Below are 14,584 nucleotides of genomic sequence, written 5' to 3' on the forward strand. Positions count from 1 at the left end.
GTCACGGAACGAGTACGATCTTTCCCAGCAGACTTTCTTCCATCACTGCGCGCTGTGCCTCTGCGGCTTCGTCCAGATCGTATCTGCGAGCGATCGCTGGAACAACCGCACCACGTTCGAGTAACGATGCGGTGCGATCGAGGATCGCACTCAGATCGGGTGCGTTGAACAGTGTCATGAACTGATAGCACACATCCTTGCTTTTCGCTGCACCGATGGCTGTGAGTTCTGCGTGTTCGGTCGCGTTACCGATACAGATCACCCTCGCTCCGGTTGCGGCCACGTCGGCGTCGAACTGCAGATTTTCGTCAGCCCGTGTTTCGAGGATGACGTCTGGCGCGTGGTCTACTGCTTCGGCTAGATCATCCCGGGTGTAATCGAGGACGGTTGTCGCGCCAAGCGATTCCAGTTGGTCGTGATACGGTGGCCGAGCGGTTCCGATAACACGCGCTCCGATCGTTGCTGCGAGTTGGACCGCGACGTGGCCAACGCCACCGTTCGCTCCGTGAATGAGGCACGTTTCCGTGGGTTCGAGGGCAGCGTAATCGACGAGTGCCCGCCACGACGTACCGACGACGACGCCTGCAGCAGCTCCGATCTCGAACGAAACATCTGCAGGGAGATGAGCAAGCCGATCGGCAGGCACTGTTACCTGTTCTGCGTAGGTACCCAGCCGATCACTACCGAGCCCCGTCGCAAACACCCGATCGCCTTCGGAAATCTCGCTTACGCCATCTCCGACGCTGTCGACCACTCCTGCAAGGTCTGTGCCCGGGATCATCGGTAGCTCAGGAGGTTCGTACTCGCCTGTCCGAAAGTACGTGTCCACGGGATTGACAGCGGCCGCACGCACCGTAACCCGAACGTCGCCGTGATCCGGTTCCGGTGGCTCGATCTCATCGAGAACTAATACATCAGGATCGCCGTGGTCGTGAAAGCGAACTGCGCGCATGATAGACTGTTCGAAGCGAGACGATATAAAAAGCAATACGCCTCTTCCCTCGATCGGAAAATGGATCGATCGCTTCCAAGCGGAGTGTTATCAATCGAGATGTCCGTCGGGCCCACGGTCAAATGAACGGGATTTATGCGGAGTCCGGTCGCCCTATCAATTGATGAAGCTACACGAGCATCAGGCGAAAGGAATGTTCGCTGACGCGGGCATCCCTACGCCGTCCTCGCAACTCGCATCGAGTGTGGAAGGGGCGGTTGAGGCGGCCGACGAAATCGGCTATCCTGTCGCCATCAAAGCTCAGGTGCACGTCGGTGGACGCGGAAAAGCTGGTGGAATCAAACTCGTATCGGACGAGAAAGAGGCACAAGCGGCCGCTGATGAAATCCTTGGCATGGATCTCAAGGGATTGCACGTCAGTCAGGTTCTCGTTGAGGAAGCCGTGGATTTCACTGACGAACTGTATCTCGGTGTGACGATGGACCGTGGCGATGGCAGGCCGGTTGCAATGGTCTCTTCGCGTGGCGGTGTAGACATCGAGGAAGTCGCTGCTGAGGATCCAGACGCAATCGTCCGAGAACACGTCGATCCCGCATTCGGGTTACATCCGTATCAAGCCCGCCGTGCGGCATTCGAGGCTGGTCTCGATGAGGTTGCGACCGACACTGCTCGCGTCCTTTCCACGCTGTACAAACTGTGGGAAGAACAGGACGCGACAGAGGTGGAGATTAACCCACTGATGGTCACGTCAGACGGGTCAGTGATCGCTGCCGATGCGGTCATGAATATCGACGACGACGCGCTCTTTCGACATTCTGATCTCGCGGCGATCGAAGAAGAGGCCGCAGCGGACGACCTCGAACGGAAGGCAAACGAATATGATTTCGATTACGTCCGTCTCGAAGGCAACGTCGGTATCATCGGAAACGGCGCTGGTCTGGTGATGACGACGCTCGATCTCGTCGATCACTACGGCGGTCAGCCCGCGAACTTCCTCGACATCGGTGGTGGCGCAAAAGCAGAACGCGTTGCGAATGCGCTCGATATGGTCTTTTCCGACGAGAATGCTGATGCGGTCGTATTCAATATCTTCGGTGGTATTACCCGCGGTGACGAGGTCGCAGCAGGCATCAACGAAGCACTCGAACAGTTCGACGAAATTCCGAAACCAGTGACCGTCCGGCTGGCGGGCACAAACGCTACAGAAGGGAGAGAGATCTTGAATACGGACCTCATTACAGTTGAAGAGACGCTCGAAGCAGCTGTCCAACATGCAGTTGAGCAAGCCACGGAGGTGGACACATGAGCGTACTAGTCGACGACGAGACGCGCGTCGTGGTGCAAGGAATTACCGGTGGTGAAGGGAAGTTCCACACCGAGCAAATGATCGAGTACGGGACGAACGTCGTCAGCGGTGCCGTTCCTGGCCGCGGCGGTGAGGTCGTCGCGGACGTCCCTGTCTACGATACTGTCGAAGAAGCGACGACAACGCACGATGCGAACGCTGTTGTCGTGTTTGTCCCACCTGCGTTCGCCGCAGACGCGATCTTCGAGGCACTCGATTCGTCCGTTGATCTCGTCGTTGCGATTACTGAGGGTATCCCACAGCAGGATATGAGCCGTGTCTACCGACGGCTACAGGAGACTGATACGTACCTCGTTGGTCCCAACTGTCCGGGACTCATAACGCCCGGCGAGGCAAAACTCGGGATTCTTCCCGGAAACATCTTCTCTGAGGGGTCTGTTGGCCTCGTCTCCCGATCGGGAACACTCACCTACCAAGTCGTCGATAATCTCACTCAGCGAAACATCGGCCAATCGACGGCAATCGGCATTGGTGGCGATCCGATCATTGGGACGGACTTCATCGACGTTCTGGAACTGTTCGAACAGGACGTAGAGACCGACGCCATCGTCATGTGCGGGGAGATCGGTGGCGAAGACGAGGAAGAAGCGGCAGCGTACATCGATAATCACGTCGATACCCCTATCGTCGGCTTCATCGCTGGACGAACCGCTCCGCCGGGGAAACGAATGGGGCACGCTGGAGCTATCGTGAGCGGCTCAGGCACTGGCACCGCCGCAAGCAAAATCGAAGCACTCGAAGACGCTGGCGTCCCTGTCGGTGATACGCCAGCGGACGTAGCTGAGTACGTCGAAGACATAATCTAAGAGAGGAAGAAGCGAGAACCATCCGAGTCATCTCATTCGACTCGTGATCGATGACTCGTCTGTTCACACCGCAGAGAGCGAATTCACGTGTCTTTGTCTTTGGATCGTGGGCCAACCAGCAGCGCGTCTTCGACCAGCGCTTTTGTCCCGCGTCGGAGGCGCTCTGAAAGCGCCTGATGTGAGACACCGAAGTCCTCAGCGAGCGCTTGGAGGTCATTGTCGCGTGGGATATCGTAGTATCCACGTTCGACGGCTTGTGTGAGTGCTGCGTATTGGTTTTCGGTGAGTCCATAGCGGCCTGCTGGGTCACCTTCCATCTCGCGGATCGTCTCAATGTCGAAATTCACTCCATTGGCCTTACAGAACTCATTGGTTTTGCTGAGGAGATCCCGTGTCGGGTAGAGCACTCGAAGATACCAGCTGCTTCCTCCTCCGAACGCGTCGATAATTGTTGCCTCTGAGTTTGTGACCATCTGGAGCACGAGCTGGACGTGTTCAACCCACTCCATCCGGTACAACTGTTCATCGCCAAGATCTGAGAGTAGTTCGACGTCATTGACGCTCGGATCACTGTCGAGAACCTCCTGCACTGCCTTATTATCCGCTCCTCGGATCCATACCAGTGGCATAACAGTTTCTTCGCCAGTCTCGATGATCTGCTCGACGTCGAATTCGATGTCCGGCAGGGCCGCGTGCGACTCTGATAACGCAAACTCGCTCGCTGGCACGTGTCCTCTGACGATAGTTGCCATGGCTGTAATTGTAGGTCCCCGGTATAGTCTCCTTCGCTCTCTGTGTTCTATGACGTGGTTTCCGGATTGTCCCTTTCTCTGGTCGATTACTATCCGTCTTTTCAATCTTCTGACTGGAGTAATTGTTCAACGACAGCACGCTTGACCCACAAGACACCCTAAATGTCTCTGATCTTGTTTCTTATTCCTGTGAGCTATCGCTTCGAGCAAGAAAGTATCACGTGCTGACTGATCGGTGAATCACGTGTGGGTCGATCGCTTGCTCTGTCTCTGTCGCATCAACGTTAGCGACGATGGCGACGTCGACCTCTGTCGTCACTTCTCGTTCTTCGTCTTTGTACTCGGCGTGACACGTGAGGATTACATCTGATACGACTCCCTCTGTGGTTTCAACGTCCCAATCGAGTTCGTACGTACCATTAGGGTCCTCAATGAATCGGTGCGGAGTGAGGCTCTCGTGATACGCCTCGAGATCTTCGATATCTGCTAATGCGTCCACGTGCACGTCTTCGTGTACCGTCGTGCCGTCGAACACTTGATCGAGACACGTTTTCGCAATGTCGTCTGCCGTGTTGAGAAACACTGACAGCCGTTCATCCCACCACCATTCGTATGCCTCCTGCTGAGGCTGTCCGGATGACTGTTCGTCGGAATCCTGACCGTCTGGTTCCGTCATTTGCATGATTGCACTCACCCCGAGAGTCACAACCCGAGTTTGGTAACTGCGGGCAAAGACGATGTTCGTAACTCTCGTATTAATATCGATGAACTCACCGCATAAATACCTGCCTGTAAATGGAAAATAATCAAATAATGGACGGGATTATCCACGTATTTGTCTCTTTCTATCGATTATACCTGTGATAATTTGTTGATGTATGTGTATGTTTCACTCACAATGATATATAGTTCACGACTTTGGCTAGTGAAGATTGGTCCGGATCGGTTAGGTTCGGAGTCCCGGCTACACCGTATTCACAGACGATCTCGTTCGGACGCGGGGTTATCCATCGTCTTCGAATGGGGAGCGCGCCGCTTCGGGTTCGTCGCCCACGATGCTGATGATGTTCTCGCGGCCGACGCGGAGCTTGCTAATAAGATCTTCATCGTCCATATCTGAGAGGAGCATACTCACCTTCGATTTCGACCAACCAGTCTCATTGACGATATTCACTTGTTTCATCCGTCCGTTGTTTTCTTCGAGAAGCGACAGAACGCGATCCTCATCGGTCATCAGCTCTGCCTCAGTGATGACTGATGTCGTTGGTTCGTCGTCTGGTTTCGGTTTCGATCCGGTCCCTGACTCTGATTTCTCTCTAGACGGAACGCTCATTCGATCCGTGATCGCATCCGATCGATACGCTATGAGGGTCGTGAGGAGCACAAACGCACCGAGACCCAAAAGCCAGTGCCAGATCGAGAGTCCTCCGAATGGTAGCTGGACGGCAGCAGCGTTTGATTCGGATTCAGTGGGCCGATTGAGCACGACTTTCGGCTTGTTGTCGTAAAACTGTCGCCCTGCTTTCCCAGTCCACGTGACGGTGTCATCCGACTTATCATCCGGTTTGGGAACGGACGCCTCGTGTGTGAGATTATCACTCCACGTCACTGCGATCCGTTGATTCGGGCCAATGAGGAGTCCGCCCTCAAATACGTCACCGACGATAATCTTATCTCCCTCAATCTTTGCGAAGTTCGACCAACGAAACGACATTTCGACGACGCCGGAGTTGTCCAGTGGGCCAACGTACGCTCGACGACTAAACCCAGTTGCGTTCATCTCCCGACCCGTCTCTTTAGCTCCACTTTCGGTCAACACCTGCGCCCGCTTCTTGAAGTTCTCATACAGATCAGACTGTTCGTTAAATTCCTCTGCAAATGCGTTGAACTGTCTTCGCTCGGTCTGGTTCGACAGATCTCGTCGATAGACGAACGTCCAGCGTGCGGACCCATTTTCGCTTACGTTGATACGGAAGGTTGTTCGATCAAACTCTTGATCTGCGATCGAAACCCCCATCTGTGCAGTAGGAGGCACTGTTCCTATCTGTGCAGTAGGAGGTGTTGACTCCACTTGTTCTGTGAGTGGTGATGAAGTCGCTATGCTGACTGGTTCTGATCCGGTCGTCGCCATACCAGTCGCTGTGAGCACGAGGACCACGGCGACGAGCACCCGTAGCATCGTTCCGTACTCTCTACGCGGGGATATAAAACGAGTGTGACTCATCGCGGTGGGTGTTACCTATTTGATTGATTTGGTCGGTGTGATTGTTCAGATTGGCGGGCATCTCTGTACTATTCAACGTGCATCTCCTGTCAGTTGTTCGTGTTCATTTTAGTTGCTCAGAAGCAACATCTGCATACCGAACGATTGTGTCAAACGCCTCAGTTTTTCGTCGTGAACCGCTAGTGATGCCTCGTGCTTCATTGTTGTCCAATCGGTCGATGAACAGCTGTGCAACGAGGGCCATTCGTCCGTTGCCGTCTCGAAGCTCGTCTTGTGCGACTGTAAGGAGCTCAGCAGCCACGAACACGTCGTAGATGTAATCTACGAGTTCCTTGGCCTGTAGCTGGGCGTACTCCCTGTCTTCCCGTGCGAGCGTGAGCAGTGCCTTCTGTAGGTCGGTGAACTCCGTCTCGACTGTACTCGCTGATTCGGTCAGTGCAGAGTGATCGATCGAATCGAGGCGTTCAGTGATGGCTTCGATGAGCATTTCGTGGGCGTTTTCTCGTTCGAGAACGCGGAGTACATCGAGCGAAAGAATGTTCGACGTTCCTTCCCAGATTGGGAGGACCTGCGCGTCCCGGAGCAGACGAGCGGTAGCGAAGCCTCGGACGTAGCCGTTTCCGCCAAGTATCTCACACGCATAGGAGGCTGTATCGACAGCCTCGCGCGCGGTACGGTACTTCGCAATAGGGACGAACAATCGGAGCAGACGACGGGCATCGTCGTCGTCCCGTTTCTCTGCTTTATCGAGCAGACGTGCTGTCTCGAAGACGAACGCTGTGGCGGCCTCGTAGTCAACGGCCATCTCGATGAGGTCACGACGCATGAGCGGGAACTGATCGATTGTCCGGTCGAACGCCTCCCGGTTTGCCGCTTGTATCTTCGATTCAAGTAGACATCGACCCATGATTCCGATGCTCGCAGCAGCGTTCGAGAGCCGCTCGAAATTGAGCATCTCTGTCATGTAATTGAATCCGTTCTCAGGTTCTCCAACGAGGTATGCCTCTGCGCCGTTCAGTTCGACTTCTCCGGTTGGAACACTGATTGTCCCGAGTTTGTCCTTCAGCCGACGGTATAGCTGATCGTTGCGTTCGCCGTTTTCCTTTGTGTGTGGGAGGACGAACAGCGACAGTCCCTTGGTCCCGTCAGGAGCGCCCTCGCGTCGGGCAAGCGCGAGAGTTCCTTCCGCATCGATGTTCGAGCAGAACCACTTCTCGCCCGTTAGATGGTATACACCTTCTTCGTCTGTTTCGGTGGCTATCGTTTCATTCGCCCCCACGTCGCTTCCCCCCTGCTTTTCGGTGAGAAACATCGCGCCTTCGATGTATTCGTCGGGATCACGCGTCGTTAGCCGCCGGAAATACTCCTGTTGGCGTTCTGTTTTGCCGTATTTGTCGAGAACGATCGCCGCACCGACTGTCATAGCGACTGGACAGACGAACCCAGGATCGACAAATGAGAGTATTGTTTCCATCGTGAGTGCGTGTGCGAACCCCAATGGCTCCTCTCGATCTGCTGGCGCGTGGAACACATCGTGAGACAGCCCGAATTCGCTGTATGTGATCCGTTCGTTCTCGTACTGCTTGGGATGATACTCGACTTCGTTTTGTATTTCTCCCCACCGATCGTAAGAGTGAAGCTCCGGTCCGTGTCGATCAATGGTGTCTGAGTGATCGACGATTGTGTTCCCGGTTACAGAACCCAACTCACGCAGCCGTGGCTCGGCCCACTCGAAGTCTTCCCCACTGTACGCGCGTTGGGCCGCGGCCTGTAGCGTCCGGTCAAGCGTCCAGTAGTTGCAGTCACGGCCCGCCTCCCAGTCGCTATAGTCGATGGGGTCTGATGTCATGCTATTACACACTGTGCAAGATTGTAGTTAATATTGATGGGAACTCAAAACAACGATCGGGCGGTTGGGAGGGGATTGGAGCGTCCCGTCGCTCCTGTGACACAGCTTGAATGTGCTGTGAGATGACGGGATGACACGAGCGGCTGATCAGCTCTCACGGTGCCAGTCTGTTTTTCCGTCCTTTCATATTCTCGTTGTAATATTCGAATGTGAGCGGACACCAATCGGCTGCGAAATCAAGTACCTGCTCCGTCATATCGCGGACCTCCCACTGACTATCCGCCGCTGCGCGCATGTCGGCGACGTGCATTAGCATCCGTGCGTTGAGCGTCATTACCATGTTCACTTTGCTTCCAATAGGAAGGACAAATCGTGCATCTTCTGGCGGTAGCCCGAGATCAAGCAGTTGTTGGTACTGCTCGACGGATTGAACGATTGAGTCGTGGAAAATCTGCTCGCGCTCTTGGATGGTTTCTTCAGTGACAGCACCGTCTCGTTGGTTCCGACCGATCCAGTCGGCATCGCTCACGGAGGGTGGCACGACGACCATTTCACCGGCCCGCACGTCTTCTGGATCGACATCGTCGAACGCGACGTATCGCTGGCTCTGGATGTCGAATGAAACGTGTCGGTGGCGGGTGATCTGTGCCATGCACGAGCGGCTGATACCTTTCACAGCAAACGTCGCGTGCGCGTGTTCGAACGGTCCGTAGTGACCGTGCCCGAGGAGATGTCCAATGAGCGTGCGCTTTTTCTCCTCCATCGTCTCGCCATCGACTGTCTCCATCGTCTTTTCGAACGACTGCTCGCCGACGAAGGAGCTTGAGTAGTCGTTTCTGGCAGCGGTACAGATAACACGTTCGGGATCTTCCGTCGCTTCGAGCAGGTGAACGTCCATAGTCGGATCAGGACACGCGATACGCTTTCAAAGAGATTTCGTCACAGTCCTGTCGATCAGTTCCCGAGCGAGTCGATGAACTCAGACGGCGAGACGACATCCATATCCTTTTTCTTGACGTGATCGAGGACCGTCCGGAAGCCGTCCATCGAGACAGACGTGTTGGTTCCGCTGTCGATTTCGTGGTAGGCGACGACGACCAACTGGTTGTACTGCTCGGCGACATCGAGGATCGCGTTGACATCCTCGGGCGAGGTACCGTGGACACGAGGAATGGTGTACATATTGCCAGGTTGGGCAGCGTTGCCGGGCGAACCACCGAAGATGTAGTTGGCCTCGTGGTATTTCTTCATGATCTCGATCGTTTCGGTGCTGATGCGTCCGTATGGAGCAACGATGTGGCGTGCGCCCCTATCGAAGCCCCATTGTTCGAGTTGCTGTTTGGATTGTCGAATTTGGCGCTCTTGTTCTTTGGCCGGATGTTGCGGTAGTGGTTTGCTCACCGGTGGGTGAGACATCATGTCCCAGCCTGCTTTGCCCATCTCGCGCATGTTGTCACGAGTCATGTTTTGCTCGGTGTTGATCGAATCAGGAATAACGGCAACACCGCCGGGCCACTTGCGCTTTTTCAGCTCAGGGAACGCCTTGGTGTACGTCGATATATGAGAATCGTCAAACTGGAAGATCACTTTCCCTTTCTTTGGCCGCGGGAGCTTACGGATATCGTCGATACCGACGGAGATGGGCTCACCAGCGGTGCTGACACTGATGCGCAGCTCTTGGACGGATTTCATGACCGGCTGTCCTGTTTTGCTGGTGAAGCCGAAATCGAGTTGGGTCCAGCCGTTGAGTTCTTTCGGGAGGAAATGTCGGCTAGTGAGCTTGCTGCTCTCGGCGGGTGCGATGAACTCGACACCAATACGCCCACGAACGGGCTTCTCGAACCGAACAGCCATCGAAAGATCGTGCGCACTGAGATCAAGTCCACCCTCATTCGAATCGTAGAATGAACGATAGATGCTGACGCCGTTCTCTTCTTCCTGCTTTCCGTTGTTCGTGCCTTTGAGTACGAGCGACTGACTACCGTTGAACGCCTTTTTGGAGTCGACTGTGTACTTGCCCGAGTCGACCTGCCAGCGTGAGCCAACGTCGCCCTCAAAGTCCTCTATGACCTCTCCCTTAGATCCGGGGGATGGGGTCCCCGTTCCTTCCGCGTCAGTACCGCTGTCGGTCCCTGATCCGGATGAATCGCTTAGTTGTGCAGTCGATGTCGATGATTGGTCTCCGTTTGTGGATGGGCCGGTCGGCAGCACTGCCGAACACCCCGCAATCGATATTGTACCAGCAGTTCCGAGCGTTGCGAGGAATTTTCGACGAGTCGATGGGCGTCTCATAGTAGGTAGTGACTTTCAACGGAGCTAAAACACTTTATAATACGATTCGTAAAACTGATTAGGTGTGTAATAAATTCTCAGCAGAGCAAACAATCCGCGGCACCGACTACTGGTGTTTGATTTTGATTATAATCTGACTCATGGCAGTGTATATTGTTGTCTATACAATAACAGATATGAAAATTTATACAAAATTTATTGTATTCATTGTTTTTTGCGAGTATATTTTCTACACTATGAAAAATCACTTACCGTCGTTCGAATTGTGGAAATTAAATTCGTACAAAATCATTGTCCATTCGAGGGTTTTATAGTGAAGATAGTGATATCGATAGAGCATGGATTGGACTCGACGCCACTTTCTTTATAGCGCGGTAGGTATTGCTGGCTTATCTGGTTGTCTACAGAATGATTCTGGTTCTTCTCCTCCATCAGAGACTGTTAGTCGTTCTCCCATCGGCCCTCATTCACCGGTTCCGACAGCGCATTCACAAACCACTAGTGTCAATGAGAAACAATCAAATCGTTCTACTGATCCATCAGAGGAGACATCTCAGACAGATGATGGTAAAGCTGTCGGAAATTCACTCTATCAAGGAGAGACGATTCCGGGATCACCGCACGCTCCGTCTGGGACAGCTCCACCGATCGGTCTCAATTTCGATGCATCGATTGCGACTCCCGTCTTGCGTGCGAGCGATGTAACCGATTACGGAGAGGTCGACTATGTCGCTGATCCGTTTTTGTTCGTCGAAGACGGGACGTGGCACATGTTTTTCGAAATTTTCAACGAAGATCGGACACCTGACGCACCGATTGGTCACGCAACGAGCTCGGACGGCTTGAATTGGACGTACGATCAGATCGCGATCAAAAAGGAGGTACACACATCGTTTCCCCTCGTGTGGAAATACAAGGGCGAATACTACATGTGTCCCCCATCCGGAAAGCGAGTCGAACTATACAAGGCACGGTCGTTCCCAAACAATTGGAAGCACGTTGGGAATGCGATCGATGTCGAGTACTACTCACACGATCCGACGTTTATCCGGTATCAGAATCGCTGGTGGCTGTTCACAGAGCGGGATAACCGTGATGTGATGATCTATCACTCTCGGGATCTCGAATCCGAAGGATGGACGCCGCACAAGGCAAATCCCGTCGTCACTGATCGTCTCAGCGCTGGTCGGCAGGGCGGTCGACCCATCTGTTCCGGAGATCGATTGTTCCTCTACTTTCAGGATTCAGTCGAGAACTACGGCGATCGTATCCGATGCTACGAGGTGACGGATCTGTCACCTTCGACCTACAACGACAGAGAGATGCCCACATCGCCGTTGCTCCATGAGTTCGGTGATGGCTGGGCGGGTGACGGAATGCACACGTTCGATCCGTGGTGGCTCGGACCAGGAAAGGGGTGGCGTTGTGCGGTTGATGGCGTTCGAGAACAGCATTCCGTCGAAGATCTGTTCACGATCGGAATCGTCGATCTTCCAGCCCATTCTTCGTCTGCTCAGCCGTCCACCTCTACTCTCCCCGAAGGAGTGGAATAATCGGGGAGTAGAACTGAGTGCAACAAAGCGAAACGGTGTAAAACAGACTTAATTTGGTTCGTACACACCGGTATGTGTTCACTACGTGAACGCCTGTTTTCTACGGCGTACGACTATCGACACAACCATTCCTCAATCTGTCATCGATGCAACGTCGTGATACCGATCTGAGAATTTTTTCTCGATGGTTTCGGGCGCAAACCGTTCGAGATGGTCAGGGATGGCGTCGTAGTGTGTGTCGTAGTTCTCGATAAGTCGTTCGAAGGCGTCTGCGAGAGCAGTCTCGTCTCCGGGTGTAAATCGCTGTCCTGCTGGTCCAACGATGTAGTCGGTGCTTCCCACGTCGGAGGCGATGATCGGCGTCCGTGTCGATAGTGCTTCTAGTAGTACCCGCCCGAACGGCTCATCGAGTAAACCTGAGTATACGAACGCGTCCGCCTTGTCGTAGATTGTAGTCAACTCGTCGTGATCGACGTATCCGAGCCACTCGATCTGATCGTCGACATCGAGTTCTCGGGCGAGCTCGTGAAGTCGCTTTTCCAGCGGTCCCGAGCCTGCAATCTGTAACGTTGCGTCGTATCCACGCTGAAGTATCTCTGCTACACCGCGTACGAGCACGTGCACTCCCTTAATATCCTGTAGTGCACCTACATAGAGAAGTTTCACCGCTCGCCCAGCTTCCGGTTTCGAGCGTCCTTCGGTGTTTTCCACCTCGAATGTTTCATCATAGAAGTGTGGGATTACCTCAATTCGCTCGTCAGGAAATCCGATTTTTCCGAAGTCTTCCACGAGGTGTGGTGACAGCGCGTGATACGCATCGATATCCCACGAACGATCGAGGGATTCGTGAACGAAACCAATCTGACCGAGTGCAACATACCCACCTCGGAGTTCTTCATCGAGACCCTGTCGGCGTTTGAGGGCAGTCGCTGGGATGCAGTTCGCACATTTCACCCGGCCCGGCCCCGAACACTTCTGTTCGCCATGGTACATCATATCTGCTTTCGGGCAGACCGGGAGATATGAATTAATCGTCGAAAGTGTTGGAACATCCAAGTCGGCGAGAACAGGAATAAATGCTGACGAGTAGGAATGAACCAATTCGTGTTGATTGAGCGCGTGGCTCTCTTCTCGGAGTGTCTCGATCTTGTTCGTGAGTGGGTGGGGTAGCTTTGGGAGTTTGTCGTGAATGACGTATTCAACGCGGTCCTCGGCTGGAAGATCAGCCGACGACGCATCCATCTGACTCGATACGTACACGGTCAAGTCGTGGTAGTTCGATAGGCGCTCGATGAGCAGTGTGGATGTTCTAACGGCTCCCGTCCCTGCTGCTCCTGGACACTCGGCAGGGACGAATCCAACGTCGAGTCGCTCACTCACGCACTACTCACCCAGCTTCCTACTACTGTCTCCATCCTGTTTTCGTCCATCGTGTGGCGATGGTCTCACCTCTGAGCCCTTACTACTTGCTTTCATCTTCGGAACTATTCTGTGTCTGTATGTGGCATTGAAATTAACACTAAGGAATGTTACTTAGTGTAAATTCTATTTGACAATCCATGCCACACATCTCATGTTGGACATGCGTCAGCCGTATGTCGTTCGATCTAGAAACGATAATAAGACCGTAGGCATCTATGCACCTAGTAAGACCGCGTCTCCGGGTTTAGGAGGTGTATTGTAATACCCCTTCGGTCTCAAACAGGAGACTAGAGAGTAAGCACGCGATATATGTATCACGAACACACGATTGGCGTCGTTATACCGGCGTACAACGAGGAGGGATATGTTGGAGAGGTAATCGAAACGTTGCCTTCATTCGTCGACAGAGCGTACGTCATTGACGATGGCTCGACGGATGATACGTGGCTTGAGATAACAGAATATGCGACGGAGTACAATGCTACACACCCTGGCACGAACGGGTACGACGCACGCGTCGTCCCGATTCAGCACAAGGTAAACCGTGGTGTTGGCGGCGCCATCAAGACTGGCTACTTACAGGCACTCGAAGACGGCATCGATGTCACGGCTGTGATGGGCGGCGATGGACAGATGGATCCAGACGTTCTCACAAAATTCATCGATCCTGTCGTCGAGGGGAAAGCCCATTATGCAAAGGGTAATCGCTTTATGAAGTTCGAAACCCTCGATGCGATGCCCCGTTTCCGTCTGTTCGGTAACACGATCTTGTCCCTGTTGACCAAGGTATCGAGCGGGTACTGGTCCATTTCAGACCCACAGAACGGATATACCGCAATCTCACAAGAAGCACTCCAGCGCGTCGACATCGATGGGATGTACGAGTACTACGGCTATTGCAACGATCTGTTGGTTCGGCTCAATCTCGCCGACTGCCGTGTTGCGGATGTCGTTCACTCGGCTGAGACCGTCTATGGCGAGGATTGGAAGAGCCACATTAACTACTCGGCATACGTGCCGAAGGTGTCGTATATGCTGCTTCACCGCTTCTTGTGGCGGTTGAATCAGAAGTACATCCTGAAGGACTTCCGGCCGTTCGCGGCAGCGTACTACCTTGGTGCAGGCGTTACCGGTCTCGGGATCGCAAAGCTGATGGCCAAACTCGCATTCCGTCGTGAGAACACTGACAGCTGGTTCTTCACGCTGCTGTCGGGTATTGTGCTTATACTCTCTGCAATGGTGCTCGATCGGATGGAAAACGAAGACATGGGCGTCCAAGTTCGAGAAGCGCCAACTTCGCTTCCAACGACGTCGATCTCGAAGAACGGACGCACCGAAACAGGACCAATTCCTGCAGACGACGACTAA

Annotated in this window: 12 protein-coding genes; 4 read left to right on the forward strand and 8 right to left on the reverse strand. The window is 53.7% G+C overall.

What is annotated here, in order from left to right; all coding sequences use genetic code 11:
* Nucleotide 1 precedes the first annotated feature (1 nt).
* Entirely contained in the window at nt 2-952 is a 951-nt protein-coding gene (locus MW898_RS03295) for an NADPH:quinone reductase (protein ID WP_248904531.1), read from the reverse strand.
* Nucleotides 953-1,115: 163 nt separating this feature from the next.
* Between MW898_RS03295 and sucC the strand changes: the two genes are divergently transcribed.
* Complete coding sequence (sucC, locus tag MW898_RS03300) at nt 1,116-2,258, forward strand: ADP-forming succinate--CoA ligase subunit beta (protein ID WP_248904533.1); 1,143 nt, start codon at nt 1,116-1,118, stop codon at nt 2,256-2,258.
* On the forward strand, nt 2,255-3,124 hold the full coding sequence (gene sucD / locus MW898_RS03305; protein ID WP_248904535.1) for a succinate--CoA ligase subunit alpha: 870 nt from the start codon (nt 2,255-2,257) through the stop codon (nt 3,122-3,124). The genes sucC and sucD overlap by 4 nt, the downstream gene beginning before the upstream one ends.
* An 83-nt stretch (nt 3,125-3,207) precedes the next feature.
* Here sucD and MW898_RS03310 read toward each other — a convergent pair whose 3' ends face one another.
* From MW898_RS03310 to MW898_RS03335, 6 genes are all read right to left on the reverse strand, one after another.
* Nucleotides 3,208-3,876: a helix-turn-helix domain-containing protein gene (locus MW898_RS03310; RefSeq protein WP_248904537.1), complete on the reverse strand. Its 669-nt coding sequence runs from the start codon at nt 3,874-3,876 to the stop codon at nt 3,208-3,210.
* Between the two features lie 217 nt (nt 3,877-4,093).
* Nucleotides 4,094-4,558 (reverse strand): hypothetical protein, encoded by a 465-nt coding sequence (locus MW898_RS03315; protein ID WP_248904539.1) that lies wholly within the window; start codon nt 4,556-4,558, stop codon nt 4,094-4,096.
* A gap of 321 nt (nt 4,559-4,879) precedes the next feature.
* Nucleotides 4,880-6,055 (reverse strand): helix-turn-helix transcriptional regulator, encoded by a 1,176-nt coding sequence (locus tag MW898_RS03320; protein WP_248904542.1) that lies wholly within the window; start codon nt 6,053-6,055, stop codon nt 4,880-4,882.
* 148 nt (nt 6,056-6,203) lie between these two features.
* On the reverse strand, nt 6,204-7,949 hold the full coding sequence (locus tag MW898_RS03325; protein WP_248904544.1) for an acyl-CoA dehydrogenase family protein: 1,746 nt from the start codon (nt 7,947-7,949) through the stop codon (nt 6,204-6,206).
* 154 nt (nt 7,950-8,103) lie between these two features.
* A complete protein-coding gene (gene thyX / locus MW898_RS03330; protein ID WP_248904547.1) occupies nt 8,104-8,847 on the reverse strand; it encodes an FAD-dependent thymidylate synthase in 744 nt (247 codons plus the stop codon).
* A 56-nt stretch (nt 8,848-8,903) separates the two neighbouring features.
* The gene (locus MW898_RS03335; protein ID WP_248904549.1) at nt 8,904-10,241 is read right to left on the reverse strand and encodes a polysaccharide deacetylase family protein; all 1,338 of its coding nucleotides are present in this window, start codon (nt 10,239-10,241) and stop codon (nt 8,904-8,906) included.
* Between the two features lie 338 nt (nt 10,242-10,579).
* Here MW898_RS03335 and MW898_RS03340 point away from each other — a divergent pair, with 338 nt between their 5' ends.
* Nucleotides 10,580-11,794, forward strand: coding sequence for a glucosamine inositolphosphorylceramide transferase family protein (locus MW898_RS03340; RefSeq protein WP_248904551.1), 1,215 nt, complete (start codon nt 10,580-10,582; stop codon nt 11,792-11,794).
* 132 nt (nt 11,795-11,926) lie between these two features.
* Here MW898_RS03340 and MW898_RS03345 read toward each other — a convergent pair whose 3' ends face one another.
* Entirely contained in the window at nt 11,927-13,174 is a 1,248-nt protein-coding gene (locus tag MW898_RS03345; protein WP_248904553.1) for a glycosyltransferase family 4 protein, read from the reverse strand.
* Between the two features lie 351 nt (nt 13,175-13,525).
* Between MW898_RS03345 and MW898_RS03350 the strand changes: the two genes are divergently transcribed.
* Complete coding sequence (locus MW898_RS03350) at nt 13,526-14,584, forward strand: glycosyltransferase family 2 protein (protein ID WP_248904555.1); 1,059 nt, start codon at nt 13,526-13,528, stop codon at nt 14,582-14,584.

The sequence above is a fragment of the Halocatena marina genome (assembly GCF_023276375.1).
In the GTDB taxonomy this organism is placed as follows: domain Archaea; phylum Halobacteriota; class Halobacteria; order Halobacteriales; family Haloarculaceae; genus Halocatena; species Halocatena marina.

What these genes read in the sequence shown, in the direction of transcription:
- sucD (WP_248904535.1), top strand. Translation starts at nt 2,255, where the DNA reads ATGAGCGTACTAGTCGACGACGAGACGCGCGTCGTGGTGCAAGGAATT.
- MW898_RS03340 (WP_248904551.1), top strand. Translation starts at nt 10,580, where the DNA reads ATGGATTGGACTCGACGCCACTTTCTTTATAGCGCGGTAGGTATTGCT.
- MW898_RS03335 (WP_248904549.1), bottom strand. Translation starts at nt 10,241, where the DNA reads ATGAGACGCCCATCGACTCGTCGAAAATTCCTCGCAACGCTCGGAACT.
- thyX (WP_248904547.1), bottom strand. Translation starts at nt 8,847, where the DNA reads ATGGACGTTCACCTGCTCGAAGCGACGGAAGATCCCGAACGTGTTATC.
- MW898_RS03325 (WP_248904544.1), bottom strand. Translation starts at nt 7,949, where the DNA reads ATGACATCAGACCCCATCGACTATAGCGACTGGGAGGCGGGCCGTGAC.
- MW898_RS03310 (WP_248904537.1), bottom strand. Translation starts at nt 3,876, where the DNA reads ATGGCAACTATCGTCAGAGGACACGTGCCAGCGAGCGAGTTTGCGTTA.
- MW898_RS03315 (WP_248904539.1), bottom strand. Translation starts at nt 4,558, where the DNA reads ATGCAAATGACGGAACCAGACGGTCAGGATTCCGACGAACAGTCATCC.
- sucC (WP_248904533.1), top strand. Translation starts at nt 1,116, where the DNA reads ATGAAGCTACACGAGCATCAGGCGAAAGGAATGTTCGCTGACGCGGGC.
- MW898_RS03350 (WP_248904555.1), top strand. Translation starts at nt 13,526, where the DNA reads ATGTATCACGAACACACGATTGGCGTCGTTATACCGGCGTACAACGAG.
- MW898_RS03295 (WP_248904531.1), bottom strand. Translation starts at nt 952, where the DNA reads ATGCGCGCAGTTCGCTTTCACGACCACGGCGATCCTGATGTATTAGTT.
- MW898_RS03320 (WP_248904542.1), bottom strand. Translation starts at nt 6,055, where the DNA reads ATGCTACGGGTGCTCGTCGCCGTGGTCCTCGTGCTCACAGCGACTGGT.